Genomic DNA, 25,578 nt, shown 5'->3' on the forward strand with positions numbered 1-25,578 from the left:
TCTTAGTTTGCTTGTAATAGGTGGTATCAGGGGCATGGCAAATGCCTGATTTACTCATTTTTATGGGCTCTGAAGCTGAGAATGCTGCTGTAACCAATAAAAAGCTTGTAATTAGGGAAATGACTATAGATTTCATCATTAAACAGTATCACAATCTAAACTCAAGTCAAACAGCCATTTCTCAAAGGGGGTCGTTTATGAATATGAAAATTAATCAAATATTTGCTGGGTTATTTCTCTCTTCTGCCGCAGCGTTTGCAAATGCTAATTGCTATGGAACAGCAAATTCCTATAACTGCTATGACTCCCAAAGTGGGAATTCCTACAATGTCCAGAAGTATGGCAATACCACTCAAATGCAGGGATATAACGCAAATACGGGTAACAGCTGGAGTCAAAACAGCAACACATATGGGAATCAGACATATACACAAGGCACTGCAAGCAATGGTAATTCATGGAATCAAACAACCACTCCTAATGCTGTATATGGCACAGACTCAAGAGGCAATTATTACTATAGGAATAGATAGACATTTCTTGCGAGATTGAGTCCAAAAAAGATGGTAATGAATATTATGTTTCCAAACGTTAAGGCAACTAGTGTCTGATGCATTAAAGGCAGTCCTTTGGATAGCTGGTTTTTATTTTGTATACACGAACTTTATAGGCAATGAGTCAGGTTGCGATAAGTACGCATCTAAATTCTCATGCAGTTATGTTGAGAAAAAAGCTAACTATGATGTCTATTATTGGCGGAATGTTTCTGACGGAGACTCTGCCGATGAAAAATACATCGGCTCTACTATAGGACTGGCTCAATGTCGAGATTATGCAATTTCCCATGCGAACTATATTCACGAGAGATGGAATGAACGTTCCTATATCTGTATGTTAGTTAAGGATGGAAAGAATTTGGAGAAGCACCGACTTATTTATTAATTATGAAAAAACTTATATGCCTTTACTTGCTAATTTATTCCTGCTACTTGCATGCAGCTGGTTGGGAGGAGGTCGAAGGACTCACCGGTACTGAAGCGGCTCACTATATTGACCGGACTAGAATTAAGAAGATGGGACCTAATCAGGCTTCGTTATGGTTGCTATTAAATAGAAAAACTCCAACTATCTACGAAGGTCAATCCGTATGGTCTACTGCCAGTCTTTTGGAGTTTGATTGCAAGCAACAAAAATACAGGATCGGTATCACCTACTATTACTCTAAACCCATGGGCGAAGGTGTTGTTATAGGAAATTTGAGTGTGCCTGCTTTGTATCAGCCCCCGGCTCCCAATAGTCCGCCAGAGTTATACATGATGATTGCTTGTAAATAAAGGTAGATTCGGTGGCTTATGAACCCCTCTATAGGGAGACTAAGGTGACTAAGTTATATCTATATGTATATAGATAGTTAATTAAGTGCACATCCTATAGAGCTTCTATAGCGACTGTAGCGTCTAAGTTGGTATGTTCTTTAAAGGCTTTAAGCATTACTTCTTTAGCAATATTCTTAGCAGACTCCTTAACCAAGATGCAGTCGTGTATAGGTAGGGCAACTATTCCTTTGCTATTTAGCCTAAGCAGAACATCAACCAATATCTCACTTTCCATGAACATAAACTTCATTCCATTTGTTTTGCCAAAGAGTTTAGTAATAGGTTTATGAAAAGAGTAAATATCAGCAATTAAATGTTGCTCTATATTCTCTCGGTAAGGGTAAAGCTTTTGAATCTTCTTGGGCATTGTCCACTCATTTGATGAGGTTGAATTTAGCATCACATTTATGAGCTTCTTAGTGGCTTCTCTGGCTTTCTCCCAATTGGGTATTAGGTAGCCATCATCAAAGGTTATCGGTGCTTTAGCAAGGCTGTATGCAAGTCTGACAGCCATCTGCCCATAATCAAGACTAACGACCCATTCGTCATCAATTGTGATGTCTCTGATGTCTTCAGACTTCATTGAAATCCAAAATCCTCCATAAACTCGTCCGCCTTGCTCAAAGCTGCCGTTATTAAATATACACTTTAATTCAATTCTTGAGTCATCGATGTCCTTGTCGCCGTGATAGCAAATATCAGCGCTTCTTAAAAAGGCATTAATTTGCTCCATTTCATCTCTGTACTGAGTTGCTAATTCTGTTTCAGGATATTTAATTAACCTACCTTTTGCTTGACCATTTACTTTTTCTGCTCGCAATTCAAGTACATTTTTAGATTTCTCTAATGTAAGGTCTAAATAGGTAAGTTTGCGTTCGTTAATGCGAGTTTTGAGGCGTTTTCCAGCCCAGAATGAGGTCACCTCACCAGTCTTTTGATTGCCTGCCTGAACCTCTAAAAAAGCCATCTCTGGAGTTGCTAAATTCTTGATATTTTGAGATAAAGTATTGTTCAAAATAGACGATTCAGAGTCTTTGCGACTTAGATGTCGATTTGACAGGCTTATAGCAATTCGTTTATCAGCTCCAGTTAAGTGTCGATGAACTGCTTCACAAATAATGGCTTCAATTTGCCTATTAAATATCTCTAAATCTCTCTTTTTTCGTGACCTCTTTCTTAGTCCTAAATGACGCTCATAATTCTGCATTTGATTGATTACATCAGCAATTAAAGTCTTTGCTGAGGCTGTTTTAGCCTGTCTAAGTGGATTAAAGAAGCGGTCTCTTTTTGTCATGAAAAGTAGTGAATAATTACCTTTAATTAAACACAGTTTAGGGTGCTTTTTAGCTATACATGCACGATAAATTAATCTTTTTTGCCAAGATGATTTATGTATAGACCATCTACTATAAGTACAGGAATCGCAAGAAAAAAAATACTTATGATTCTCTGCCAAGTTAATCGCCACAGCATAAATAATTGCAAAGTTTATCCCTCTAAATAAAAGCAGGGTAATAAATTGTTGATTTGCTCTCCACTTGACTCCTTCTGTGCTCTTTCAAAGCTAGATGTAATGGTCCAGATGCCAAGACTTATTAATCCAAGCATTGTGATAAGTCCACTAATATCTTTTAAATCCATTATTTATTCTCCACGGGACTTCTAAGGGAATGTCGTTTCATGAGGTCAATCAAGTCTCCAGTCAGTTGATTCAGACTTTTTAGATACTTTATGGCTTCATCAAGTTCTCTATGATGACGGTGCAGGAATATCTCCATTTCCGTATCCGAATACTTCGCATGAAGTTCTAACCAGTAGGACTTATCCTAATAAATCCTTGCGTCCAAAGTTACATAGGACTGAATATCTGGCTGGAATGAGGATTGCTTTAAATGCTATATAACAGGGTTTAAGCGCTCTTTATGATGTTCAAATGACATTGTGCAATCATTTGTTATGTTTGCAGGGGTTTCAGCAGCCTCTATCTGCTCCATGAAAGTCTTGGTGCTCATGAAATAACTCCTTTTGATGGGTTAAATCACCCTTAGCAGATTGGAAATAGTAAAGTTAATACCTCATTCTCTATCTTAGTCGGCGAACCTGTACCGCTTGTTTAACTCCCTGAACCTGCATAAAAAATGCACCACCGTTTTGGTAGATTAAGACTTTTGGGGCGTATGCATAATGGTAGTAGTAGTAATAGGTTGCTTGTTGCCAAACTTGACCATTCATGAGGGCATAGATGGATTCACCTTCCCAGCCTTTGAATTCTCCATTAATAGAGGATTCAATAATGTCACCAGAGGGCCTTGTAGACCCCCCAGATGACACTTGTTGTACATTAAGTTTTTTGCCGTTAATTAAGAGTTTTCCAGCGCTCGGGCAAATTACTACATTAGGATAATATTCATACAAATACTCATATTCGTATTTGACTTGCCATATTCCACCACTTGCGAGCTTAAAAATTTCATCGTTATTTCCCATGAATGGCGTCGGAGAGAGGATGGAGTCTTTGTAGCAGTTTGCTGATGCTTGAGACGCAGCATTTAACAATAAGGTGAATAAAACAGCATTCATAAGGTTGCTTAATCTAAGCATGGAAGTTTCCTGTTTGTGTGTTAGTACTTAATCTTTTTTACCGCTTCATATTTGGTTTTTGTATTGGTGCCACCTGAATACAGACCATAGGTCATTGTCTTTTTTTCATGACCAACTATATCTGCCGCCACTCCTTCGGGTACCCCCGCATTCTCTAATTGAGTTGCTACCGTGTTTCTGAAGCAATGGAATACATGCGTTCTGCCAAACCCAAGTTTTTTCTTTAGATTTCCAAATCTTTTGCCGATTGCATTGCTGCGGTCGTTATATTTATTAAAGGTAAGCCCTGATAGTAGGTATCCATCCTTTGATTCCTTAGCCAATTTATCTACTAACTTTGAAATAGAAGGGTGTATTGGCACTTCTCTATTGCCTGCTTCAGTTTTTGCATCTGTAATTTTGAGGCATTTAACCCTATCGACAGAAATAACATCAGAAGTCTTAAGGCTACATAACTCCTCAATCCTTGCGCCGGTATAGGCAGCCAAGTTGATAATTTGAGTTAAGCGCTCATCGTCTTTTTCTTCAGCAGCTTTGATTAACTGCTTGACCTCATTACTCTTAAAAGAAATCCTCTTGTTTGCTATCTTAACTTGTTTATTTGAGGATTTGAAATCTAACCCTTCAAATGGGTTTGGTTTATCAGGAGCAATTATTTGCATTCTCTTGAGATATTTAAAGTATTGCCTCACAAAACCATAGTTCTTTTCCTTGGTAGCCTTGCTATTTCCATCCTCATCAATCATTTCATAGATGAGGGGTGTCGATATCATTTCTAAGGTGGTAAAGGTGTCTGCGACTCTTTTGATGGCAGTTTTAGCCATATCTTTCGTCTTTGGTTCAACCATCCATTGCTTTAGAAATTTATCTAAATAGAGCAGGGTGGGAATTTCTCTTCGTGTGGCAATTGCATAGTAAGCATGCTTTTGACTGTCTGGTAATGAATCAGCTGTAGCTTCAAGTGCATAGTCTTTGTCGCTCATGCCTGTGTCGGGATTAATTTTTCCCTCGGGATGAGGAAGTATGGATGCTGCCAACGCTTGAGTCCCTGTTGGGCTACCTCTTAGGGCTGAAAACTGTAGCTTCCAGTCGCCTACCAGCTTCATCGCTTTTAGTTCTGCTACTTTCTTATCGGAAGTTTGCAGCGTTTGTTTAAGCTCTCTCTTGCCGTTATAGTGGTCTCTGAGCTCTGCGGGGATAACTAAGCGTGCATACCAGCATTTGCGTTGTAGTAGTATGTGATTTGACATGGTTAAAAATATAGTTTTGTACTACATTTTTGTACTACGCATGATTTGTAAAGTCAAGGAATATAATGTTTATAAGGCTAAAAAGACTTTTAGCAGAGTATCCCTCCCTCTCCGCCATATTCTTAATTTCACCTTAGGAATTCAATATGAATTTCTCACGCTATTTCATTCTCACTCTGCTTGCGGTTGCTATTAGCGCATGCTCAACTCCACCAAGCCGTTTTGGAGTGTATCAGCAATCTGATGGGACTATTGGCGTGCATGCTCCTAAGGATTCCAAAGAAGAAGAGGCTCAAGAAGTTGCTCTTGCAGAATGCAAGAAATTAGGAAAGCGTAGCGTCACGATTATTGATAGTCGGAAAACGATCAATGATCGCTTTCCAATGACCTACAACTATCTCTGTAGATAAATTTGTTTTAAGCTAGAGGGCTAGCTTAATAACCACTTTTTGATGGATTTGTTGACGCACATCGCATCTAAAGCAAGGCCAAAGAATTCTGAGCCATTAGTGACCATGTTTTCAATGGCTTCCACCTTGCCAGATTTAATGCCTCGTAAGTAAGTAGCTGCACGGTAGCGCAAGAAGTGCTCCGTTTCACCATCTTCATTTTCAGTGGTGCAAATCTCTAGGCTGCCATAACGTGTTTCAGGATTAATGTTGAGAACTGAAAGCTCAATAGCCCCCAATACCTTATTAGGGATTGGAATGGGAACATAAGAGTAGAGCGATACCAGCATTTCCTCTTCATCTACTTCAATGATATGGTCGATATCCAATACATCCTGTTCAGTTAATTCTGTTTCACCAGAATCTCCCCCGCCAAATGTTGATTCAAATTGCAACATGGCAGTATTGCTGTTCTTCGAAATCTCGATCATGTCTGGATAGCCGAGTAATCCTTTCCACCAATACATGAGTGAGAAAGTGCAGGGCTTCACTTCAACCAATCCCTTTTTAGTAGATTTAGCAAAGTAGAGACCATAAAACTCATCATCTTTTTCTAGTCCATATTGATCTACTTTAGGTGACTTATTTGCGATCTTCTTGCTTGTTTTCGCAGTAGATTTTTTCACCGCTGGCTTTTTAGACGTCGGTTTCTTGATCACAGCCTTCTTTGCTGCTGGCCTCTTTACCGCTTTTTTAGCAACAGTCTTTTTAGTAACCTTCTTGGCGGGAGACTTTTTCACCGCTTTGGTAGCCACTTTCTTTTTTGTTGTCGCCTTCTTTGTGGCCATGATGTGTTGCCCTTATGGTTTGGTAATTAAAGTGTGTATTTATTGGTATTAATTTATCAATACTACTGCAAATTAATCATTCAAAACCAATGACCTTAAGAAATATTTCTGAATGTATTGTTCTTCGGAGTTGAGGTTGATACACTAAAACTGTGTGGTGGGTTTATAGATTTTCTAGATACATGACACAATTTGTTTTCATTACTTTTAAATGGGAGATTCTATGTTTCCGGAGTATCGTGAATTAATTACTAAGCTTAAAACTACCGACCGTCACTTTTCTCATTTATTTGATAAGCACAATAAACTAGATGCCAAGATTCTTCGGATGGAAGATCATAAGGAGCCGAGTACCCCAGAAGAAATTGAAACCTTGAAAAAGGAAAAGCTGCTTTTGAAGGATCAAATCTACGCAGTGCTCAAGAAGGCCAGCGCCGCCTAATTGCCCTATAAAAATGAGGGCATTAAGCCTTCTTTAAGAAGCAGGCTTTTAAGAGCATATTGCCTGCTTCTGTTTTGCAATCTACCTCATGGTCCCCTGAGACCAATCTAATACCTTTAATCTTAGTACCTACTTTTAGGGTAGTGGAGGAGCCTTTGACTTTGAGGTCTTTGATCAGTGTGACAGTGTCTCCATCAGCTAGTAAATTGCCATTTGCGTCTTTAACGATTAAGCCAATATCTTCTTCCTCGACTACTGCCATAGGCCATTCATGCCCGCACTGAGCGCAAACATAGTTATCGCCATCGGGATAAGTCATGTCCTCTTGGCAAGCAGGACACTTCGGAAGGCTATCTGTACTCATAGATCGGAGTAATTAAAAGAGAAGGCCGCTTACAAAGAGGCTGAATATGGAAATAAAGATGCTGGCAAAAAAAGCCGTCCAGAAACTGGAAATCGTAAAACCGCTTACCAAGGCCGATACGAGCATTAACACCAAAGCGTTTACCACCAGCAAGAACAAACCCATGGTTAATACTGTCAGAGGGAGTGTGAACAAAATGAGTAAAGGCTTCACTACCGCGTTGGCAAAACCTAATAGTAAAGCTGCAATTAATAGAGAGCCGCCATCAGCAAACTTCAGGCCACTGAAAATATAGCTTGCCACCCAAAGGGAGAGAGAGGTTAGGCCCCATTGGACTAAAAACAGTGTGAGGTTGCCCATTTAGGACTCCTTTGATATTGGTTATTAATAACTTCTTTAAGTGACGTAGCAATATGGTATCAGTCGTATCAATAATGCGGCGGAATTTCATCTTTAAGACTGATGCCGCCTGAGCCACTAGAGCTAGCCTGTTCTTTGATGGCTTTGAGCTCTCTATAGAGAAATTCAATTTGCTGCTGTTGTTTGTAGACGGTCTCATTGAGTTTTTCAATGAGATCTTCGGTAAAGCTGAGCTTGATTTCAAGGTTGGTGATGCGATCTTCTGTCATTGCTTGCCTTATTTATTCTGAGATGAGTTCAAAGCGACCATCTTCCATCTCTACTTTTGGTCTAATCCAAAAATCATGGGATTGCATAGATTCATAGACATATGCAGGCTCAAGAGTAGCCTCCACATTGGCGAGCAAAAGAACTTTATAAAAACCACCAGTCTTTATGTGTCGCAACTTTGCTCCAGGCTTAAAGATTCCATCATCTGGATCAGCCATTTTGGGTTTACTCATAAAACGCACTTTCTCGGTATGATTTGGTGATGGCAAATTCTGTTCCGTACTCTATTCTAGATATATCTCCGATACCACAGGGATTTACCGCGGCTGATGCTTTACGTAACTCCCTAGATGTGGCACAGCATGCAGAGCGGTGGGGCTACACGCGCTACTGGGTAGCTGAGCATCACAATATGACTGGTAATGCCAGTTCGGCTACTGCTGTGTTGGTGGGCTATATTGCAGGCGGGACTAAAAGTATCAAAGTTGGATCTGGCGGCGTAATGCTGCCCAATCACGCACCTTTAGTGATTGCTGAGCAGTTTGGCACGCTTGAGTCTTTATATCCTGGCCGCATAGAGTTGGGCTTAGGCAGGGCGCCTGGCACAGATCAAATGACCGCTAGAGCATTGCGCCGTGATTTATTAGGAAGTGATGATCGCTTTCCTCAAGATGTTCGTGAATTGCAACATTATTTTGGCCCCATTCAAGAAGGGCAGTCAGTAAAGGCAATTCCAGGAGCCAATACCAATGTACCTATTTGGATTTTGGGGTCCAGTCTCTATGGTGCTCAGCTAGCCGCGCATTTTGGCCTGCCTTACGCCTTTGCATCCCACTTTGCACCAGATCATTTATTGGAAGCAATGTCGATTTATAGAGACTTATTTAAGCCTTCGGAGCAATTGGCAAAACCATACTCCGCATTTGTGATGAATGTCGTTGCAGCTGATACCGATGAAGAGGCGCAGCATCTGTTTACAACCTTGCAGCAGAATGTGGTGCGCATGCGTCGTAATACCAGAGGTCAACTACCGCCACCGATTGAGGATCTAGATGATTTTTGCGATCCTCATGAACAAGCAGCAGCGGCTCATACTCTGCAGTGCTCATTGGTGGGTTCGCTAGAAACAATTCGCAAGGGAATGCGCACATGGTTAGAGCGCACAGGTGCAGATGAGATTCTATTCACAGGTCAAATCTTTGATCATCAAGCACGACTCAAATCATTTGAGATTGCGGCTCAAGCAGCTCAGGGTCTTTAGGAATAAAAGCGTAAATTCAGACAGTGCTGTAATCAGCGCTAATGAGAATGCTCTCTACGGCAGCCTTTTTGGCTAGCTTGAGAAGTTCATTATCTTTACTTAGTAGTACACAGGGTTTTGAAGTGTGGGCGAGGTCTAAAAATACCTGATCGTCTGGGTCTTGGCATTTCCACGGTGCGCTGATGAGTGTTTCATCTTCGATGATGGCGGCTAATTTGCGCCATTCATTCAGTATTTGCCCCTGGGTGGATTGATCCAGGGAAAAGAGGGGTCTGGAAATAACATCTGCAAATTCCTCAATCGTTTTTGGAGTGGCTAAGGCATTAATTTGCTTATCTACTAAAGCCGCCCTAATATGAATTGCCCGAAAATCGTTAAAGACAAATATGTCTAGCAATACATTGGTGTCAAAAATAACAGTCTTCATCAAATTAATTTAAAAAATTAATCTTGCTGATTACGCCATACTTCTGGGGTGATCGTCACTTGACCTAGATCTGAGGAGACGTAGACTTCACTGTCTTGAATATTGACATGTAACACCATGCTGCGTTCAACCAGCCTGTTTAGTTCCTGCGATTGTTCAGCAGGTATGGCAATCACTTGCAGATTACGAGCGCGGGTTAATTTATTCGCAATACCATCCCACCAGATTTTGCTAGTTTGTCCACCATAGCAATACACAATGACTTGATCTGCGCGACCACAGGCTTTGAGGATGCGGCGTTCATCTGGTTGACCTACTTCAATCCACAGTTTGATTTGATCAGTTAGATCCTTGATCCAAAGATCGGGTTCATCGGTATCACTCAAGCCTTTGGTAAATACCAAATCTTCATGGGCTTGTAGGGCAAAAGCGATGACTCTGATCATCATCCGCTCATCTGTTTCCGAGGGATGTTTAGCAATGGTGAGGGAGTGACTGCCGTAGTAGTGGCGGTCTGAATCTGCGACGTGAAGGTCGGCTTTATGGATAGTTGCGCGAAGAGCCATGCGGCATTATCGCCTTTAAATCAATCAAGCCCAGATTGCCGTATCATTTTAGGAATTTACCCGACCTTTGGAGTCCATATGATCGCCAACTTAACTTGGAGAATTCGCATAGTAGCGATACTTCTGCTTGGCGTATCTGCTCTTTTTAGTCCCGCAGCCAAATCTGCTGAAAATTGGCCAAGTAAGCCTATCAAAATCATTGTTCCTTTTTCTCCGGGTAGCGTTCAGGATGCACTAGCCCGATCATTTTCGAATGAGCTTGGCGCCGTTTTAGGTGAAGCTGTAATTGTGGAAAACAAAGCAGGAGCAGGGGGCACTGTTGGAACTGGTATCGTTGCCAAATCCAATCCTGATGGATATACATTCTTAATGGCAGCAGCTAGTCACAATATCAACGGAAGTCTCTTCAACAAACTGAGCTTTGACCCAATTAAAGACTTTACTGGGGTAGCCTATATTGGTACGAGTAGTTATGTGATGATGACGAACTCAGAGTTCCCTGCAAAGTCAGTTGCGGAATTCATTTCCTTGGCAAAGGCAAATCCTGGGCAGTACAACTATGCCAGCGCCGGAAATGGTAGTGCCTCGCATTTGGCTATGGCTTACTTTGATAGTATGGCTGGGATTCAGTTGGTGCATATCCCAACGAAGGGCACTGGCGATGCTATTGCAGAATTATTGGCAGGACGTGCTCAAGCAGTCATTGCGGCAAACGTCGCCGCTTTGCCATTTGCATATGATTCGCGCATTCGGTTTTTGGGGGTCTCTTCAGAGAAGCCGTCTCCATTTGTTCCGGGTGTTCCACCCATTGGGAATACCGTGAAGGGTTATGTTTTTGATAGCTGGTTCGGTTTGCTGGCACCAGCGGGCACTCCGCAGGAAATTATTACCAAAATGCAATCCCAAATGAGCAAGATATTGAAGCAACCAGACATCATTGAAAGAATGAAGCGCCAAGGCATTGAGATTGGCCGTTTGACTCCCGGCGAATTCAATCAGTTATTGGTTGGGGATTATGTTCGTATGGCAAAGGTTGTAAAAGCATCTGGAGCAAAGCCTGAATAAGCTCAATACGGTGAATAGTTAAGCCCCATGATTCGAATTACTGAACTGCGATTGCCTATCGATCATGCCCCAGAGTCTTTGGAGGCTGCAATATTAAAGAGGTTAGGCTTAACTGCAAAAGAATTCATTTCATTTGAGATCTTTAAGCGTAGCTATGATGCTCGCAAAAATGTCTCGCTTGCTTTTATTTATACCGTCGATGTCTCGGTGAAGAACGAAGAGGATGTCTTAAAGAAATTTGTAAACGATGCTCACATTCGCCCATCACCGGATACCAGCTATCACTTTGTAGCAAAAGCACCTGCATCTATTGACACAGGTAAAGCACTGCGTCCCATAGTGATTGGATTTGGCCCATGTGGAATCTTTGCCGCTTTGGTGCTAGCGCAAATGGGTTTTAAGCCGATTGTGCTCGAACGTGGCAAGCAGGTTCGTGAGCGCACTCAAGATACTTGGGCCTTGTGGCGTAAAAAGATTCTAAATCCAGAGTCCAATGTGCAGTTTGGTGAGGGTGGCGCAGGAACTTTCTCTGACGGTAAGCTCTACAGCCAAATTAAGGATCCTAAGTTTTATGGGCGCAAGGTTATTCATGAGTTTGTGAAAGCGGGAGCTCCTCCAGAAATTCAGTATGTTGCTAAACCACATATTGGTACCTTCCGTTTAGTGGGGATGGTAGAAAAGATTCGCCAAGAAATTATTGATTTAGGCGGTGAAATCCGCTTTTCGCAGAAAGTGATTGGTTTTGATATTCAAAATGAGCAAATCACTGGCGTCAAGATTGAGGGGCACCCAGATTTGCCCGCTAGTCATGTTGTTTTGGCTTTGGGCCATAGCGCACGCGATACATTTAAAGCATTGTATGATGCCGGTGTTTTCATGGAGGCGAAACCATTTTCAGTTGGTTTCCGTATTGAACATCCACAATCCCTCATTGATAGAGCGCGTTTAGGCCCTCATGCCGGAAATGAATTAATTGGCGCTGCTGACTATAAGTTAGTCCACCATGCTAAGAATGGGCGCTCTGTCTATAGTTTCTGTATGTGTCCAGGGGGTACGGTGGTGGCGGCCGCATCGGAACCTAACCGCGTAGTAACGAATGGCATGAGTCAGTATTCTCGCAATGAGCGCAATGCAAATGCTGGAATTGTGGTTGGCATTACACCAGAGGACTATCCAGGTGGCCCGCTTGCGGGTATTGAGTTTCAGCGCCAATTAGAATCTAAAGCATTTGAGTTAGGTGGCGGAACCTATGAGGCGCCAGGCCAATTGGTTGGAGATTTTATTGAAGGCAAACCCTCGACCGAGTTTGGTAGCGTCATTCCGTCATATAAGCCTGGAGTTCATTTAACGGATTTGGCTCAAGCTTTACCGCCATACGCGATTGAGGCAATTCGAGAGGCATTACCTGCATTTGAAAAACAAATTAAAGGATTTTCTATGAAAGATGCGGTATTGACTGGTGTTGAGACTAGAACTTCCTCTCCATTACGCATTACCCGTGGACCTAATTTCCAAAGCCTTAATATCAAAGGGCTCTATCCCGCTGGAGAGGGCGCTGGTTATGCTGGCGGAATCTTGTCTGCTGGTGTGGATGGGATTAAAGTAGCAGAAGCAGTCGCACTAGACTATTTATCGCAAGAAACCACCCATCATTAAGTCAACATGAGCTCCACGGTAACTCAAGAAAATACACAAGAAAAAGAAGTCTTGTTTCATCCTGAGTTGCTTCAAAAATTCGACATTAATGGACCGCGCTACACATCCTATCCAAGCGCTGATCGCTTCCATCATGAATTCTCAGAAAAAGATTATCTAGGGGCTCTCAAGCGAGTAGCAAATATTAACGAGCCTTTATCGCTGTATTTTCATTTACCGTTTTGCCCCAATATTTGCTACTACTGCGGTTGCAACAAGATCATCACAAAAGATCACGGTAGAAGTGCTAAGTACATTAAGTATTTGGCTAAAGAGATGGCCATGGTTTGTGATGCCATGGATGTCCATAAAAAAATTCCAATTACTCAGCTACATTGGGGTGGGGGCACGCCTACCTTTTTATCTCATGAAGAGATGATCGAGTTAATGCAGCACACTCGCCAGCACTTCGATTTATTGCCAGATGGCGAATATTCCATTGAGATTGATCCGAGAAGGGTGTCAGAAGAAGATATCAAGCTTTTAGCTGACTTGGGTTTTAATCGCATTAGCTTGGGTGTACAGGATTTCAATTTAGCAGTACAAGAAGCGGTGCATCGCGTTCAAACCATCGAAGAAACCCAGGCTGTAATGGATTGGTCGCGTAAGTATGGCTTTAAATCACGCAGTGTTGATTTGATTTATGGCTTACCTAAGCAAACCCCTGAGACGTTTAAAGAAACTGTTGATGCGGTGCTAAAGATGAATCCGGATCGACTCTCGGTTTACAACTACGCTCATTTACCCCACATCTTTAAGCCACAGCGTCGTATTGCAGAAGCTGATCTTCCACCAGCTGCAGCTAAGTTGGATATCCTATCCAACACCATCGAGAGGTTGGGTGAGGCTGGTTACCAATTTATTGGTATGGATCACTTTGCTAAACCCAATGATGAATTGGCAATAGCGCAAAAAGAGGGTAAATTGCATCGCAATTTTCAAGGCTATTCAACCCAAGCAGAATGCGACCTCTTAGCTTTTGGAATCTCTTCTATTGGCAAGGTGGATGACTGTTACTCTCAGAATGTGCGCACTTTAGATGAGTACTATGCTGCGTTGGATTCTGGCCACCTTCCAGTATTAAGAGGTTTGCACTTAGATCAAGATGATTTATTGCGCCGTGAATTGATCGGCGAGTTGATGTGTCAATTCAATCTAGATACGAAGCGCTTTGCAGACGAACATAAGATCGACTTCAACACTTACTTCAAAACAGAGATAGATGAGCTTAAAGATCTAGAAAAAGCCGGTCTATTAGAGTGGCGTGATGAAGGGATTTACGTGCCCATCAAAGGACGCTTGCTAGCAAGACGTGTTGCGATGACTTTCGATCGACACCTTAGGGAATCGCATGCTAAAGGCACGTATTCAAAAGTGCTTTAGGGTAAACCACAGTCAATTTGATCTAGATCAAACAAGTAGGAAAACAATGTTGCTTTTAAACCATTAAAAAAATCTCGACACATAATCGTTTGATGTAAATCAAATTCCCCCAAGCGTATCAATTTCAAAATGAATCCATCGAAATTGATAACAAAAAGGGAATCATCATGCGTCTTAAATCACTAGTGGCAGCAATCGCTACAGTTGCATCCTTAGCCCCAATCGCAGCACATGCTCAAGCAAATGAGAATCCATGGATGGTTCGTGTGCGTGCCGTGGACCTTCTTTGGAATAACGGTCAAACTGGTATTGCCCAGACTCAAAACCTAAAGGCTAAAAATGAATGGATTCCTGAATTTGATGTGACATATTTCTTCACCAAGAATATCGCTACTGAGCTCGTGCTTACCTATCCGCAGCAAGTCACTATTAATAACGCATCAACGCAGGCTGGAAAAATAAGTGCACTTCCACCGTCTCTCTTATTGCAATATCACTTTACTGATTTGGGTGCATTTAAGCCATATGTGGGCGCAGGTATTAACTACACCATTTTTGGCAATCGTCAAAATTTCCCTGCTTATAGCAATGCAGTGCAGGTTGAGCCATCGAGCGTGGGCTTTGTGGGTCAAATCGGCGCAGACTACATGTTTGACAAAAATTGGGGTGCTAACATTGATCTGAAATATGCAACTATGGCAACTAATGTGCAGTATGTTGCTGGTGGCGCGAATGCTGGCAAACTTACTTTGAATCCTTGGATGCCTGCAGTTGGTGTGACTTACAAGTTCTAAGAATTCAGCTCTTAGTATCTTGAAATGGGGCCCCTAGGGGTCCTATTTTTATTTGATCAAATGATTAATTAGCTGCTCAAACTTCATCTGATCAAAATTCAGATTGTCAAAACGCTGAATCGATTGATGCTGGGGCGGATCAATCCTACGTTTGACATATTCATGCCAATGGGCCAGTTTCCATTGATCTCGAGGGTCGTTGCGCTTCTCCATTCGAGTTTTTGCTTTGCCTTCTTCAAGATCAATCCAAGCAATAGAAATCTTGGTTTGATTTGGTATTCCGAGTGCTTTGGGGTCAAACATGCGCCCACTTTGAATCTCTTTTGAAAATGGCCCCACGAGGATGACGTTCACGCCTAGCAATAGATTCTCTCGAGCAATGTCGATTAAGCCATGGTACTCCCAATCCCTTAGATTTTCTAAGTAGTAGGGGCTATCACGATCATTTGGGTTCTGGGTTGTTAGTTCCATCACATGGGCGCTAAAGGCGCCATAAACCGTGTCTTTATCTAAAAAGAAAAAGTCTTCCCCAGTCCTTTCGATGATGAGCGGTAGTGCTTTTTTGGCTAGCGTTGATTTCCCAGTGCCGGCATGACCTGCAAAAAGGATGAGGCTGGGGGTAGAGGGGGTGAGTTTACAGACCATTTGTCATTAGTCTCGCAGAAATCGAGAGAAATTTCTTCTGTTTCTCTGAAGTGACGATAATGTCGCCATGGCTTTAATCGTACTAACTGATGCAAAACTGGCTTTTGGCCATGTAGATCTCCTAGCAAATACCGCTTTTTCGCTCGAATCAGGCGAACGCGTTGGCTTAATCGGCCGCAATGGCACTGGCAAATCCTCTTTATTGAAGATCCTTGCTGGCATAGAAAAAATGGATGACGGGCTCTTGCAATATCAGCAAGGGCTTCGTATTGCCTATGTTCCTCAAGAGCCCATATTTGAGGCAGAAGAAACAGTCTTTGAGGCGGTTTCTAAGGGGGTTGCCGAAGCAAAAGCTTTGCGTGAGGAGTATGAGGCTCTTAGCGTCGGCGAATGGGACGATGCTGCTCATCATCGCTTGGATGAGGTTCAGTCCAAACTTGAAGCGCTAAGTGGTTGGAACTGGGAGCAGCGTGTTCACGAAACTCTAGATCGTTTGCATTTAGATGCCGAAGTCAAAATTAGTAATTTGTCTGGCGGTACAAAAAAACGAGTAGCACTTGCTAGAGCATTGGTTGAAGTTCCGGATGTTCTATTGTTGGATGAGCCAACCAACCACTTAGATTTAGATTCAATTGCGTGGCTAGAAGAGCTTCTGAAAGAATATCAAGGCTCTGTGATTCTGATTACGCACGATCGAGCATTTTTAGATAATGTTTGCACGCAGATAGTAGAGCTTGATCGTGGAATTTTGCGAAGTTACCCCGGAAACTTCACGCAATATGAAGTGCTTAAAGAGCAGGAGTTGAATGCTGAATCTTTGGCTAACGCTAGAGCTGACAAGCTCTTGGCACAAGAAGAGATTTGGATTCGGAAGGGCGTTGAGGCAAGGCGTACTCGCAGCGTAGCCCGCATTGCTCGCTTGGAAAAACTGCGTGCTAGTCGCGCTGAGCGAAGAGATGCGATGGGACAGGTTAAGCTTGCTGTTTCTGCTGGTGAGCGAAGCGGCAAGATTGTTGCTGAGTTACAAAATGTCAGCAAGTCTTATGACAGACCGATTGTGAAAGACTTTACGGCCACAATATTGCGTGGCGATAAGGTTGGTTTGCTTGGTCCAAATGGTGCTGGCAAAACAACTTTGCTGAAATTAATTTTAGGAACAATCGCACCAGATTCTGGTTCTGCAACTATGGGTACCCGTATTGAGGTTGCTTACTTTGACCAGATGCGCGAAGGTCTTAACCTCAATGCATCACTAGAGGACTATATTAGTCCTGGCAGCGAATGGATTGAAATTAATGGCAATAAGAAACACGTTAAAAGTTACTTGAGTGATTTCTTATTCGCGCCAGAGAGAACTAATTCTCCGGTGGGTACATTGTCTGGTGGGGAGCGCAACCGTCTTTTGTTAGCTCGTCTATTTGCAAGGCCAGCGAATGTGCTGGTTTTGGATGAACCAACCAACGATTTAGATATTGATACCCTCGATTTGCTAGAGCAGTTACTACAAGACTACAAAGGAACTGTTTTCTTGGTAAGTCATGATCGATATTTTCTAGATAATGTGGTCACTAGCATCATCGCCCATGAAGGTGATGGCTTTTGGCGTGAGTATGAGGGTGGCTATGAAGACTGGAAAATTCAGAAAGCCCGTTCAGAACAGTTGCGTACTGATAACCAAAGGCAAAAAGTTTCTACAAAGCAAGAATCTGCATTGTCTCCGACACCAACCGCGACGCTTAAGACAGTCGTTAAAAATAACGTACAGAAGCTTAATGGCAAAGAACGGCAAGAGCTGGAGGGGTTGCCTGCCCTTATTGAAGAGTTGGAGGCTGAGCAGGCAGACATCGGTATTGCGATGAGCAATCCTGATTTATATAAAAACGAGCCAGAATTAGCCGCTAGCATGCAGGCGCGCTTGAGCGAGATTACTGAGCAGCTAGATCAAAAGTTGCAGCGCTGGGAAGCTTTGTTGAGCCGCTCAGAATCTTAGGGGATTAGTCACCGCGATGAAGTTGTGCGCGTAACTGCGCAATTTCATCGAGCAGATCAAGTGCTAGAGCAACGCCCGGAACATTTAATTCAAGATCATGGGTAAGGTGAGCGGCAGTCTTTGCTCTACGTAAAGAATCACCACTAAAACGCCAGTCTTCTGGTGACGAGCCGGTAGGGCTCAATACTCCTTCGGTTACCCAAGTCATAATTAAATCTTCTGGGGTCCGTGATGCATGTGAGAGCTCAACAATACTCATATGTACTTCGTACTCGACAACGCTACCTTCAATCCAGGTGATATTGCTTGTATTTGTTTGTGTCATGGCATCATCCCTTCAAATGGGTTCTAGGGTTGAAATCAAAAGCCTTCTCAAAGTTTTGATACGCCTCTTTACGAGCATCGGTATCGGCGGGCGGCAGTGCGATAGTCGGGACTACATATAGGTCGCCAGGTTCTGCGCTTGGTATACCTTTGCCCTTAAGGCGCATTTTTCGCCCGGCCACAGTGCCTGCCGGTATTTTGAGTTCCAATGTTGATCCAGCAGGAGTTGGAAAATTGACAGTAGTTCCGAGAGCAGCTTCCCATGGCGCAAGAGGGATATCGATAAAGACATCTTTTCCATCAATGCGATAAATAGGGTCCGCATGAAAATCAATTTCAAGATAAAGATCGCCTGCAGGCCCTTGACCAACGCTTGGGCCACCTTGTCCAGAAAGCCTGAGATTCTGACCTGCTTTAATTCCTTTGGGGATGCTGACATCCAGTTTGCGTTCTTGCGTTATCACGTGACCGCTTGCATCCATAGTTGGCATGTGTAGGGCAATAGTTCGCTTAGCGCCGTTATACGCATCAGCAAGATCAATCAAAATTTTGGCGTGATGATCTTGCCCTTTGAAATTCATGCCTTGGCGTGTATGGCTACCTTTACCACCCTGTCGGTGCCTGCCTCTGCCAAATAGGGATTCAAAAAATTCGCTTTGATTACCCTCAAACCCACCGCCATATCCTGGGTGGCTACCGCCAAAGCCGCCGTCGGAATATTCAAAGCCTTCATTCCAGTCAGGCGGGGGAGTGAAGTCCTGACCATTTTTCCAGTTGGCGCCAAAGCGATCGTAAGCCGCCCGCTTCTCTGTGTCTTTTAATACGGCGTAGGCTTCGCCAATTTCTTTGAATTTTTCTTCGGCACCAGCCTCTTTATTGACGTCTGGGTGATACTTGCGAGCCATCTTGCGATAGGCCGATTTGATTTCTGCCTCGGTGGCTGTGCGGGCAAGACCGAGGGTTTCGTAATAATCCCTAAATTTCATATGCCTGTGTTAATCCTTAACCAATTGATACTGCATTAATGGATTAATTCTACAGGCGTATTAGCTCATTACGCCAATTTGCCAAGGCACAAATTCATAGTCTCCTAGACCTAAAAGCTCGCTCTTAGATCGTTCTCCAGACGCCGTTCTAAGGAATAGTTCGAAGATGCGCTGCCCCATCTCTTGGACAGAGATTGTTCCGTCCAAAATTTCCCCACAGTTAATATCCATATCTTCAGTTAGACGCTGATACATAGGGGTATTTGTAGCCAATTTAATGCAAGGTGCGGGTTTGGATCCAAACATGGAGCCACGACCAGTAGTAAAGGCAACGAGATTTGCTCCACCAGCAATTTGACCGGTTGCAGATACAGGATCAAATCCAGGGGTGTCCATAAACACAAAGCCTTTGGTGGTAACTGGCTCTGCATATTTGTACACTTCCATTAACGGACCAGTTCCACCTTTCATGGAGGAGCCTAATGATTTCTCAAAAATATTAGCTAGTCCACCAATTTGATTTCCTGGACTTACTTGGCCGTTAATCTGCACATCGCGACCAACGGAATATTCATCTTTCCACCAACGAATACGTTTTATCAACTTTTCGCCAATTTCTTTGCTTGCAGCGCGCCGAGTGAGGGTGTGCTCAACCCCATAAATCTCGGGGGTCTCAGACAAAATACCGGTGCCACCATGGCGAGAGAGGATATCAATCGCTGCGCCTAGTGCGGGGTTAGCTGTAATGGAGGAAAAGCCATCCGAACCCCCGCACTGAAGACCTACTATGAGGTGACTTGCGGATACAGTTTGTCGGTTTGCTTTATTGGCTTCAGGTAACAACGCTTTAACTGCTTCGATACCAGCTTCAATCGTTTTGCGTGTTCCGCCGGACTCTTGCATGATGAAGGTATGCAAGTTAGATCCCTCTTTAAGATCCTCTTGTTCCATTAAACCTTTTAGTTGATTACGTTCGCAACCAAGACCCACAATTAAGGCGGCCGCAAGATTGGGGTGGCGAGCATATCCGGCCATGGTGCGACGAAGCAATTGCATCGGCTCACCGCTCATTTCCATTCCACAGCCGATGCTATGACTGAACGCAACAACACCATCAACATTGGGAAAATCTTTTAAACGTTCTGGTGTGAAATAAGCGGCGATTTTGTTTACTACGGTGGCGGAGCAGTTAACTGTCGACAAAATACCGATGAAGTTACGTGTACCCACCTTGCCATTTGATCGGACATAGCCCTGGAAGGTTGCGCGCTCAGACTCGGGAAGCATTTGAGTGGGTTTGTATTCGCTAGCATGCGCATAATCGCGATCAAATTCACGGAACTCAGTATTGTGACTATGAACCATAGTCCCAGGTTCAATATCCGTATTAGCAAAACCTACAGTAACGTTATATTTAAGAATGGGCTCACCCTTAAGAATCTTCTTCGCAGCAATTTTGTAGCCTGCAGGTACTTGGCTACGACTGGTGAAGTTCTCGCTAGGTACTTCAGTGCCAATGCCCACGTCTATTCGAGCAACAACAATGTTGTCATTCGGATGTAGACGGATGATTGGGCCGGCTAATTTTTTTTCAGAGATTTCAATCATGGAATGCTTTCTAGTAAAGGAATGTAATTATTCTGCCGTAGCGCCAGATTTCTTGACAATTGGACCCCATTTAGCGACCTCAGATTTGATGTAATCACCTAGCTGACTAGGGGTGCTGGTGACAATCTCAAAACCTTTGCCGTTAATTTGGCTTTTAATCTCTGGGTTATTTAAAACTGTATTTAACTGCGAATTGAGTTTGTCAATAATTGCCTTTGGGGTATTAGCAGGGGCAACAATTGCGTATACCAACTCAACTTCAAACTTAGGTAGAAATTCAGAAATTGCTGGAATTTCAGGTGCATTTGGTGAGCGCTTGAGGCTGGTGATTCCAAGCGGAATTAATTTTCCTGAACGAACGTAAGGGAGTGCTGCGGGTGTGCCAACCAAGGCAGTTTCAATTTGCCCGCCCAGTACATCGGTAAGTGCTGGTGCTGCGCCTTTATAAGGAACATGCAGGATGTCGGTTCCTGCTTGCGTATTAAAGAGCTCGCCACCAAGATGCAATGGGGTGCCTGCACCCGAAGAGGCAAAGCTAACCTTATTCGGATTTGCCTTTGCATAAGCAATCAGCTCTGGGATAGTTTTAAACGGTGCCGAGGGATTGGCTACAAATAACAACGAGGAAGAAGCAACCAATGAGACTGGTGAAAAATCTTTAACGAGGTTGTAATTTAGTTTTTTATAAAGCGTTTCATTAATAGCCTGGGTGCCTACCATCATCAAGAAAAGCGTGTATCCATCAGGTTTGGAGTTTGCAACATACTCTGCTGCTAAGTTGGCGCCAGCACCTGGTTTATTTTCAATAATGATAGGCTGCCCAAGATTCTCACCAAGCTTTGGCGCAAAGCCTCGAGCTAGAACATCAGAAGGGCCTCCTGCTGCGAATGGAATAACCAATTTAATCGGCTGAGAGGGATAGCTTTGAGCTTGCGCATTTAAGGTAAAGCAAATACTGATAAGCGACAATGCTAAAAATACTTTTCTCATGTAATGTTCTCCTTAATTATTTTCTTAATCTTTTCTTTTAATGTGTTGGTTAATTTTTTAATATGAAGATTACTCAGGCTCTCATTTTTCCGTTATCCATCCCATTGATTGAGCCAATCAAGATGGCCAAGGAAGTCATCACAGATGCCAAAACTGTGTTGGTTTGTTTGGCTGATGAAGATGGCCTCCAAGGTTGGGGTGAGGCGTCGGTTGCGCCACTGATGACGGGTGAGACCCTTGATAGTTTATTTGCCAGCATTAAATACTTGACAGAAAGAATGCGCTTAACAGAGTGGACCGAGCCCAAGGCTTTCGCTGGCCAACTTGATACGATCCTGTATGGCAATCCATCAGCAAAGTCTTGCTTGGAAATGGCGTTGCTTGATTTGTACACGCAAAAGAAATCAATACCTTTATGGAAATACCTGCAGTCCCTAAGCAATGAAAGCGCCCCAGTAAGTCCGAAAGACATTCCATTATTAAGAATGCTTGGTGGCACTTTAGATAAAGAGATTGCAGACGCAAAAACATTTCGCCAAGCTGGATTTAAGCATTGGAAAATCAAGATTGGCCTTTTATCTTTAGATGAAGATTTGCATCGTGTAAAGGTATTGTCTGAGTTGCTAAAGGGCGACGTGGTATCAGTGGATGCTAATGGCGCCATGCCTTTGGCAGATGCAATTCGCTTTTGTGAGTCTACAGAAGCTAAAAATTTATCTTTCGCAGAGCAATTGATTAATGCGAATTCTTCATTAGAAGATTTTGTATTGCTTAAGAAGCAATCCGCAATCCCCATTGCCTTGGATGAGTCTATCCATGGCAAAGAAGAGATTGAAAGCTTTATTAACGCAAAAGCTTTTGATGGTGCAAGCCTTAAATTAATCAAAACTGGTGGAGTTCTGGGAGCATGGATTTGTGCCCAGACATTGCGTGCAAACAGTTTCAAGCTAAATTTAGCGTGCAAAGTCGCAGAAACATCCTTATCAGGTGCGGCAACCGCCTCAATTGGCTTTGCCTTAGGCGAAGTTCCCTGGGGATTTAGCATGTCAAATCAATATTTGCAGTTTGATATTTGTGATAAGCCGTTGCGAGCAAATCAGGGGCATTTGGACTGCGCCCAAATGAATGCTGTTGGTGTTGGCATTACCCCCAATATTGATCGCGTGAAAGATGCTGTGGCTCAAGGCTATTCGGCTATTCAATATTAAGAACATCAAACGCAGCTTTTAATCTGCGTGAATAAGAGTCCGATACCTGGGCAATTTCTTCGGGGCTCCACTTACGAAATCCTTCACCCGCTTTCATGCCAGTTTTTCCGTCGGCCATGAGTTGTACAACTTTTGGGGGCAAGGTGGTGATGTTGGATAGGGACGGGTAAATTTCTTTCGCCGCATTGGCCATGCCATCCCAACCTGAAATTTCTTTCTGCGTCATTGGACCGACCGCAGCATAACGAAATCCAAAGCTATAACGTACCGCATCGTCGATATCTTCCGGGGTTGCGATGCCTTCCTGTACGAGAGATAAAGCCTCTCTCATCAAAGCGTGTTGAATGCGGTTAGCCAAAAATCCTGGAATATCTTTTTTCACCAGAACTGGTTTTTTGTCTACTGATCTATAGAGTTCGCACGCTTGCTCGGCGTATTGAATGTCTGTCTTTTGGCCCATGACAATTTCAACTAATGGCACCACTTCAGCAGGCATAAAGTAGTGCGCACCCATCATACGGTTAGCTGTTTTTAAGCCTTCTGCAATTTTGCTGATTGGGAACCCAGAGCTATTACTTCCAATAGGAATATTTGTTGGAACTACTTGGTCTAAGTATTTGAAAACTTCTTGCTTTAAAACAAGGTTCTCTGCGACGGTTTCAATGACCCACATACAATCATTCCACCCCTGGTATTCCTCAAGTATTCCAACGACTTGCTGCTTCTTGATGTCAGCTTGATCTTTGGTGGCATTATCTCCTTCCACGCCAATTTTCTTTGCAAGGGCGAGGGCCTTATCAAGACAGGCCTCCGCTTTCTCATTACTTCTTCCTAAGATGACTACAGGGACGCTATGAGCTAAAAATCCAGCGGCAATGCCTGCGCCCATGATTCCGGTTCCAACAACGACTACAGATTTCATATTTTTAAACCTATACGGTTAAGTAATAATTTGATTAGATGGTGACGAGTCAATAATTATGTAAGATTAGCATCATTTATGGTTTAATAGTAAAACCTTAAAACTAACTTATCCGTATAACTAATTCGAGGAGACAAAACGTGACCATGCATAACCCCTTCCAGCCAGTAGAAAAAATCAAAACGGAAGTTTTTGCAACGATGCCAGAGAAATTTAGAAAAAAATCTCGTACTGGCTGGTCAGATCCAAATCGTCAGGGGGCAGAGGTAGAGTGTTTCTTGGAGGGCCCATCTTTTGATCGCGAAGGTAATTTGTGGTTTGTTGATATTCCCTTTGGCCGTATTTTTAGAATCGATACCAAAGGTAATTGGGAATTAATTACTCAATACGATGGGTGGCCAAATGGATTGAAATTCCACAAAGATGGTCGCGCATTCATTTGTGACTACAAAGCAGGGTTGCTGGCTTTAGATCCAAAAACTGGAAAAATTGAAACTATTCTGGGTTCTATGTATAGCGAGAACTTCAAGGGTTTAAATGACCTTCACTTCGCATCCAACGGTGATCTGTATTTCACAGACCAAGGTCAGACAGGTATTGCGGATCCAACGGGTCGTGTATTTAGATTGCGCGCTAATGGTCAATTAGATCGTTTGGCATTAAATGTTCCAAGTCCTAATGGTATTACCTTAAACACCCAAGAGAAGCACGTATTTGTTGCAGCTACTCGCTCACAGCAAATTTGGCGCCTGCCATTAATGGCTGATGGCTCAGTTTCTAAGACAGGTGTAGCTATTCAGTTAACTGGTGGTGTTGCAGGACCTGACGGGATTGAGATGGATTCTGAGAATGGTTTATTGGTATGCCATCTTGGTATTGGTATCTGGAGATTTGATAGCAATATGTTGCCTACCCACTTAATCTACTCTGAAAATCCACATCATCACCATTTGGCGAATATGTGCTTTGGCGGTCCTGACAATAAAGATCTCTACATTACTGAATCTTTGTCGGGCGATATTTTGAAAGTAACCTTGCCAGTTGCTGGCAAAAAAATGTTTGGACTTTCCTAAATTGTCTGAGCGCTTACCGTTATACAAGTCTCTAGCGAATACGCTAGAGCAGCGTATTTATAACGGAGACTGGCCTGTCGGGTCTGTCTTGCCTGCCGAGGCAGACCTGTGCCGAGATTTTGACTCTAGTAGACATACTTTGCGGCATGCCTTGCAGATTTTGGAGGCGAATGGATTGATCTATCGCCATCAAGGTGCGCCCACAAAAGTAGTCTCACGGCAACGTTTGCGTCGTTTTACACAAAGCTTTAATTCCCCAATTGATATCTTGAGTTATTCACGTGATACCTATCGTGAGAACTTAATTGAGGAATATATTGAGTTAGATCAACCCTTGAGTCAAATCGTTGGTGCTCCAGTGGGTTCTTCTTGGTATCACATTGGTGGAATTCGCAAACGCCAAAAGTTAGAAGAGGTTATTGCCTGGACTGATATTTACATCTTGCCCCAGTTTGCATCGCTGACAAAAGATCCTGAGCACACCCAGGTGATGGTGTATGAGCAAATTGAAAAAAAATATGGTGCCCGAATTGAGCGTGCGGAAGTGGATGTGTATGCCGCATCAGCATCGCCTGTCATTTCCAAAAAACTGAATATAGAGCCTAATGCCTCATGCTTAGTGATTATTCGCCGCTATTTTGATGACCAAGATAAGCTGTTTGAGGTAACGGTCACGCATCATCCTGAAAATAAATACAAATACAGCATGGAATTTAAAGCGAGCTCAGAGGTATAAATCAA

General features: G+C 43.0%; 29 protein-coding genes. 13 read left to right on the forward strand and 16 right to left on the reverse strand.

The window, feature by feature from the left end:
- The first annotated feature begins 41 nt into the window (after positions 1 to 41).
- Both NHB35_RS04130 and NHB35_RS04135 read left to right on the forward strand, forming a co-directional pair.
- Positions 42 to 533: a hypothetical protein gene (locus NHB35_RS04130; RefSeq protein ID WP_353433134.1), complete on the forward strand. Its 492-nt coding sequence runs from the start codon at positions 42 to 44 to the stop codon at positions 531 to 533.
- Between the two features lie 411 nt (positions 534 to 944).
- The gene (locus NHB35_RS04135) at positions 945 to 1,334 is read left to right on the forward strand and encodes a surface-adhesin E family protein (RefSeq protein ID WP_353433135.1); all 390 of its coding nucleotides are present in this window, start codon (positions 945 to 947) and stop codon (positions 1,332 to 1,334) included.
- Between the two features lie 94 nt (positions 1,335 to 1,428).
- Here NHB35_RS04135 and NHB35_RS04140 read toward each other — a convergent pair whose 3' ends face one another.
- The 3 genes from NHB35_RS04140 to NHB35_RS04150 all read right to left on the reverse strand — a co-directional run bounded on the left by NHB35_RS04140 (position 1,429) and on the right by NHB35_RS04150 (position 5,227).
- Positions 1,429 to 2,832, reverse strand: coding sequence for a hypothetical protein (locus tag NHB35_RS04140; RefSeq protein ID WP_353433136.1), 1,404 nt, complete (start codon positions 2,830 to 2,832; stop codon positions 1,429 to 1,431).
- Between the two features lie 626 nt (positions 2,833 to 3,458).
- Positions 3,459 to 3,977: a hypothetical protein gene (locus NHB35_RS04145; RefSeq protein ID WP_353433137.1), complete on the reverse strand. Its 519-nt coding sequence runs from the start codon at positions 3,975 to 3,977 to the stop codon at positions 3,459 to 3,461.
- 20 nt (positions 3,978 to 3,997) lie between these two features.
- The gene (locus tag NHB35_RS04150; RefSeq protein ID WP_353433138.1) at positions 3,998 to 5,227 is read right to left on the reverse strand and encodes a site-specific integrase; all 1,230 of its coding nucleotides are present in this window, start codon (positions 5,225 to 5,227) and stop codon (positions 3,998 to 4,000) included.
- A gap of 146 nt (positions 5,228 to 5,373) precedes the next feature.
- On the opposite strand from NHB35_RS04150, the gene NHB35_RS04155 reads away from it, so the two are divergent.
- A complete protein-coding gene (locus NHB35_RS04155; protein ID WP_353433139.1) occupies positions 5,374 to 5,637 on the forward strand; it encodes a hypothetical protein in 264 nt (87 codons plus the stop codon).
- Positions 5,638 to 5,657: 20 nt separating this feature from the next.
- On the opposite strand, the gene NHB35_RS04160 is transcribed toward NHB35_RS04155, so the two are convergent.
- The gene (locus NHB35_RS04160; RefSeq protein ID WP_353433140.1) at positions 5,658 to 6,464 is read right to left on the reverse strand and encodes a hypothetical protein; all 807 of its coding nucleotides are present in this window, start codon (positions 6,462 to 6,464) and stop codon (positions 5,658 to 5,660) included.
- Between the two features lie 223 nt (positions 6,465 to 6,687).
- Between NHB35_RS04160 and NHB35_RS04165 the strand changes: the two genes are divergently transcribed.
- Positions 6,688 to 6,906 carry a DUF465 domain-containing protein gene (locus tag NHB35_RS04165; protein WP_353433141.1) on the forward strand — a complete coding sequence of 73 codons (219 nt, stop codon included), beginning with the start codon at positions 6,688 to 6,690 and terminating at the stop codon, positions 6,904 to 6,906.
- Positions 6,907 to 6,928: 22 nt separating this feature from the next.
- Here the strand turns inward: NHB35_RS04165 and NHB35_RS04170 are convergent, their stop codons facing one another.
- The 4 genes from NHB35_RS04170 to NHB35_RS04185 all read right to left on the reverse strand — a co-directional run bounded on the left by NHB35_RS04170 (position 6,929) and on the right by NHB35_RS04185 (position 8,133).
- Complete coding sequence (locus NHB35_RS04170) at positions 6,929 to 7,270, reverse strand: zinc ribbon domain-containing protein YjdM (protein ID WP_353433142.1); 342 nt, start codon at positions 7,268 to 7,270, stop codon at positions 6,929 to 6,931.
- A gap of 12 nt (positions 7,271 to 7,282) precedes the next feature.
- Entirely contained in the window at positions 7,283 to 7,630 is a 348-nt protein-coding gene (locus NHB35_RS04175; protein WP_353433143.1) for a phage holin family protein, read from the reverse strand.
- Between the two features lie 68 nt (positions 7,631 to 7,698).
- Positions 7,699 to 7,899 (reverse strand): SlyX family protein, encoded by a 201-nt coding sequence (locus NHB35_RS04180; protein ID WP_353433144.1) that lies wholly within the window; start codon positions 7,897 to 7,899, stop codon positions 7,699 to 7,701.
- 12 nt (positions 7,900 to 7,911) lie between these two features.
- Entirely contained in the window at positions 7,912 to 8,133 is a 222-nt protein-coding gene (locus NHB35_RS04185) for a hypothetical protein (protein WP_353433145.1), read from the reverse strand.
- Between the two features lie 29 nt (positions 8,134 to 8,162).
- Here NHB35_RS04185 and NHB35_RS04190 point away from each other — a divergent pair, with 29 nt between their 5' ends.
- A complete protein-coding gene (locus NHB35_RS04190; RefSeq protein ID WP_353433146.1) occupies positions 8,163 to 9,161 on the forward strand; it encodes an LLM class flavin-dependent oxidoreductase in 999 nt (332 codons plus the stop codon).
- Positions 9,162 to 9,177: 16 nt separating this feature from the next.
- Here the strand turns inward: NHB35_RS04190 and NHB35_RS04195 are convergent, their stop codons facing one another.
- Positions 9,178 to 9,588 carry a putative toxin-antitoxin system toxin component, PIN family gene (locus tag NHB35_RS04195; RefSeq protein WP_353433147.1) on the reverse strand — a complete coding sequence of 137 codons (411 nt, stop codon included), beginning with the start codon at positions 9,586 to 9,588 and terminating at the stop codon, positions 9,178 to 9,180.
- A 17-nt stretch (positions 9,589 to 9,605) separates the two neighbouring features.
- On the reverse strand, positions 9,606 to 10,154 hold the full coding sequence (locus NHB35_RS04200) for a YaeQ family protein (RefSeq protein WP_353433148.1): 549 nt from the start codon (positions 10,152 to 10,154) through the stop codon (positions 9,606 to 9,608).
- A gap of 78 nt (positions 10,155 to 10,232) precedes the next feature.
- Here NHB35_RS04200 and NHB35_RS04205 point away from each other — a divergent pair, with 78 nt between their 5' ends.
- The 4 genes from NHB35_RS04205 to NHB35_RS04220 all read left to right on the forward strand — a co-directional run bounded on the left by NHB35_RS04205 (position 10,233) and on the right by NHB35_RS04220 (position 15,091).
- On the forward strand, positions 10,233 to 11,219 hold the full coding sequence (locus NHB35_RS04205) for a tripartite tricarboxylate transporter substrate binding protein (protein WP_353433149.1): 987 nt from the start codon (positions 10,233 to 10,235) through the stop codon (positions 11,217 to 11,219).
- Positions 11,220 to 11,246: 27 nt separating this feature from the next.
- Positions 11,247 to 12,875 carry an NAD(P)/FAD-dependent oxidoreductase gene (locus tag NHB35_RS04210; RefSeq protein WP_353433150.1) on the forward strand — a complete coding sequence of 543 codons (1,629 nt, stop codon included), beginning with the start codon at positions 11,247 to 11,249 and terminating at the stop codon, positions 12,873 to 12,875.
- Between the two features lie 6 nt (positions 12,876 to 12,881).
- Entirely contained in the window at positions 12,882 to 14,297 is a 1,416-nt protein-coding gene (hemN, locus tag NHB35_RS04215) for an oxygen-independent coproporphyrinogen III oxidase (protein WP_353433151.1), read from the forward strand.
- Positions 14,298 to 14,464: 167 nt separating this feature from the next.
- A complete protein-coding gene (locus NHB35_RS04220) occupies positions 14,465 to 15,091 on the forward strand; it encodes an OmpW family outer membrane protein (RefSeq protein ID WP_353433152.1) in 627 nt (208 codons plus the stop codon).
- A gap of 48 nt (positions 15,092 to 15,139) precedes the next feature.
- Here NHB35_RS04220 and NHB35_RS04225 read toward each other — a convergent pair whose 3' ends face one another.
- Positions 15,140 to 15,736, reverse strand: coding sequence for an AAA family ATPase (locus NHB35_RS04225; RefSeq protein ID WP_353433153.1), 597 nt, complete (start codon positions 15,734 to 15,736; stop codon positions 15,140 to 15,142).
- Positions 15,737 to 15,803: 67 nt separating this feature from the next.
- Between NHB35_RS04225 and NHB35_RS04230 the strand changes: the two genes are divergently transcribed.
- Complete coding sequence (locus NHB35_RS04230; protein WP_353433154.1) at positions 15,804 to 17,726, forward strand: ATP-binding cassette domain-containing protein; 1,923 nt, start codon at positions 15,804 to 15,806, stop codon at positions 17,724 to 17,726.
- A 4-nt stretch (positions 17,727 to 17,730) separates the two neighbouring features.
- On the opposite strand, the gene NHB35_RS04235 is transcribed toward NHB35_RS04230, so the two are convergent.
- From NHB35_RS04235 to NHB35_RS04250, 4 genes are read right to left on the reverse strand one after another with little or no spacing between them, the layout of a single operon-like run.
- Positions 17,731 to 18,051, reverse strand: coding sequence for a chaperone modulator CbpM (locus NHB35_RS04235; protein WP_353433155.1), 321 nt, complete (start codon positions 18,049 to 18,051; stop codon positions 17,731 to 17,733).
- A gap of 4 nt (positions 18,052 to 18,055) precedes the next feature.
- The gene (locus NHB35_RS04240) at positions 18,056 to 19,036 is read right to left on the reverse strand and encodes a DnaJ C-terminal domain-containing protein (RefSeq protein ID WP_353433156.1); all 981 of its coding nucleotides are present in this window, start codon (positions 19,034 to 19,036) and stop codon (positions 18,056 to 18,058) included.
- Positions 19,037 to 19,096: 60 nt separating this feature from the next.
- Positions 19,097 to 20,644, reverse strand: a complete 1,548-nt coding sequence (locus NHB35_RS04245) for an altronate dehydratase family protein (RefSeq protein ID WP_353433157.1) — start codon at positions 20,642 to 20,644, stop codon at positions 19,097 to 19,099.
- 27 nt (positions 20,645 to 20,671) lie between these two features.
- On the reverse strand, positions 20,672 to 21,634 hold the full coding sequence (locus NHB35_RS04250; protein WP_353433158.1) for a tripartite tricarboxylate transporter substrate binding protein: 963 nt from the start codon (positions 21,632 to 21,634) through the stop codon (positions 20,672 to 20,674).
- Between the two features lie 62 nt (positions 21,635 to 21,696).
- On the opposite strand from NHB35_RS04250, the gene NHB35_RS04255 reads away from it, so the two are divergent.
- Positions 21,697 to 22,842: an enolase C-terminal domain-like protein gene (locus NHB35_RS04255; RefSeq protein WP_353433159.1), complete on the forward strand. Its 1,146-nt coding sequence runs from the start codon at positions 21,697 to 21,699 to the stop codon at positions 22,840 to 22,842.
- Here the strand turns inward: NHB35_RS04255 and NHB35_RS04260 are convergent.
- The gene (locus NHB35_RS04260; RefSeq protein WP_353433160.1) at positions 22,829 to 23,764 is read right to left on the reverse strand and encodes a 3-hydroxyacyl-CoA dehydrogenase NAD-binding domain-containing protein; all 936 of its coding nucleotides are present in this window, start codon (positions 23,762 to 23,764) and stop codon (positions 22,829 to 22,831) included. The two genes, NHB35_RS04255 and NHB35_RS04260, sit on opposite strands and share 14 nt — an antisense overlap.
- A gap of 146 nt (positions 23,765 to 23,910) precedes the next feature.
- On the opposite strand from NHB35_RS04260, the gene NHB35_RS04265 reads away from it, so the two are divergent.
- The gene (locus tag NHB35_RS04265; RefSeq protein WP_173956703.1) at positions 23,911 to 24,837 is read left to right on the forward strand and encodes an SMP-30/gluconolactonase/LRE family protein; all 927 of its coding nucleotides are present in this window, start codon (positions 23,911 to 23,913) and stop codon (positions 24,835 to 24,837) included.
- Positions 24,824 to 25,573, forward strand: coding sequence for a GntR family transcriptional regulator (locus NHB35_RS04270; protein WP_353433161.1), 750 nt, complete (start codon positions 24,824 to 24,826; stop codon positions 25,571 to 25,573). Before NHB35_RS04265 ends, NHB35_RS04270 begins: the two co-directional genes overlap by 14 nt.
- Positions 25,574 to 25,578: the final 5 nt, after the last annotated feature.

Origin of the sequence: Polynucleobacter sp. MWH-UH23A (assembly GCF_040409805.1) — a bacterium.
Taxonomy (GTDB): domain Bacteria; phylum Pseudomonadota; class Gammaproteobacteria; order Burkholderiales; family Burkholderiaceae; genus Polynucleobacter.

Excerpts from the sequence above, each read along its gene's own strand:
- NHB35_RS04130 (WP_353433134.1), top strand. The coding sequence starts at position 42 with ATGCCTGATTTACTCATTTTTATGGGCTCTGAAGCTGAGAATGCTGCT.
- NHB35_RS04135 (WP_353433135.1), top strand. The coding sequence starts at position 945 with ATGAAAAAACTTATATGCCTTTACTTGCTAATTTATTCCTGCTACTTG.
- NHB35_RS04145 (WP_353433137.1), bottom strand. The coding sequence starts at position 3,977 with ATGCTTAGATTAAGCAACCTTATGAATGCTGTTTTATTCACCTTATTG.
- NHB35_RS04150 (WP_353433138.1), bottom strand. The coding sequence starts at position 5,227 with ATGTCAAATCACATACTACTACAACGCAAATGCTGGTATGCACGCTTA.
- NHB35_RS04155 (WP_353433139.1), top strand. The coding sequence starts at position 5,374 with ATGAATTTCTCACGCTATTTCATTCTCACTCTGCTTGCGGTTGCTATT.
- NHB35_RS04160 (WP_353433140.1), bottom strand. The coding sequence starts at position 6,464 with ATGGCCACAAAGAAGGCGACAACAAAAAAGAAAGTGGCTACCAAAGCG.
- NHB35_RS04165 (WP_353433141.1), top strand. The coding sequence starts at position 6,688 with ATGTTTCCGGAGTATCGTGAATTAATTACTAAGCTTAAAACTACCGAC.
- NHB35_RS04170 (WP_353433142.1), bottom strand. The coding sequence starts at position 7,270 with ATGAGTACAGATAGCCTTCCGAAGTGTCCTGCTTGCCAAGAGGACATG.
- NHB35_RS04175 (WP_353433143.1), bottom strand. The coding sequence starts at position 7,630 with ATGGGCAACCTCACACTGTTTTTAGTCCAATGGGGCCTAACCTCTCTC.
- NHB35_RS04180 (WP_353433144.1), bottom strand. The coding sequence starts at position 7,899 with ATGACAGAAGATCGCATCACCAACCTTGAAATCAAGCTCAGCTTTACC.
- NHB35_RS04185 (WP_353433145.1), bottom strand. The coding sequence starts at position 8,133 with ATGAGTAAACCCAAAATGGCTGATCCAGATGATGGAATCTTTAAGCCT.
- NHB35_RS04190 (WP_353433146.1), top strand. The coding sequence starts at position 8,163 with ATGGCAAATTCTGTTCCGTACTCTATTCTAGATATATCTCCGATACCA.
- NHB35_RS04195 (WP_353433147.1), bottom strand. The coding sequence starts at position 9,588 with ATGAAGACTGTTATTTTTGACACCAATGTATTGCTAGACATATTTGTC.
- NHB35_RS04200 (WP_353433148.1), bottom strand. The coding sequence starts at position 10,154 with ATGGCTCTTCGCGCAACTATCCATAAAGCCGACCTTCACGTCGCAGAT.
- NHB35_RS04205 (WP_353433149.1), top strand. The coding sequence starts at position 10,233 with ATGATCGCCAACTTAACTTGGAGAATTCGCATAGTAGCGATACTTCTG.
- NHB35_RS04210 (WP_353433150.1), top strand. The coding sequence starts at position 11,247 with ATGATTCGAATTACTGAACTGCGATTGCCTATCGATCATGCCCCAGAG.
- hemN (WP_353433151.1), top strand. The coding sequence starts at position 12,882 with ATGAGCTCCACGGTAACTCAAGAAAATACACAAGAAAAAGAAGTCTTG.
- NHB35_RS04220 (WP_353433152.1), top strand. The coding sequence starts at position 14,465 with ATGCGTCTTAAATCACTAGTGGCAGCAATCGCTACAGTTGCATCCTTA.
- NHB35_RS04225 (WP_353433153.1), bottom strand. The coding sequence starts at position 15,736 with ATGGTCTGTAAACTCACCCCCTCTACCCCCAGCCTCATCCTTTTTGCA.
- NHB35_RS04230 (WP_353433154.1), top strand. The coding sequence starts at position 15,804 with ATGGCTTTAATCGTACTAACTGATGCAAAACTGGCTTTTGGCCATGTA.
- NHB35_RS04235 (WP_353433155.1), bottom strand. The coding sequence starts at position 18,051 with ATGACACAAACAAATACAAGCAATATCACCTGGATTGAAGGTAGCGTT.
- NHB35_RS04240 (WP_353433156.1), bottom strand. The coding sequence starts at position 19,036 with ATGAAATTTAGGGATTATTACGAAACCCTCGGTCTTGCCCGCACAGCC.
- NHB35_RS04245 (WP_353433157.1), bottom strand. The coding sequence starts at position 20,644 with ATGATTGAAATCTCTGAAAAAAAATTAGCCGGCCCAATCATCCGTCTA.
- NHB35_RS04250 (WP_353433158.1), bottom strand. The coding sequence starts at position 21,634 with ATGAGAAAAGTATTTTTAGCATTGTCGCTTATCAGTATTTGCTTTACC.
- NHB35_RS04255 (WP_353433159.1), top strand. The coding sequence starts at position 21,697 with ATGAAGATTACTCAGGCTCTCATTTTTCCGTTATCCATCCCATTGATT.
- NHB35_RS04260 (WP_353433160.1), bottom strand. The coding sequence starts at position 23,764 with ATGAAATCTGTAGTCGTTGTTGGAACCGGAATCATGGGCGCAGGCATT.
- NHB35_RS04265 (WP_173956703.1), top strand. The coding sequence starts at position 23,911 with ATGCATAACCCCTTCCAGCCAGTAGAAAAAATCAAAACGGAAGTTTTT.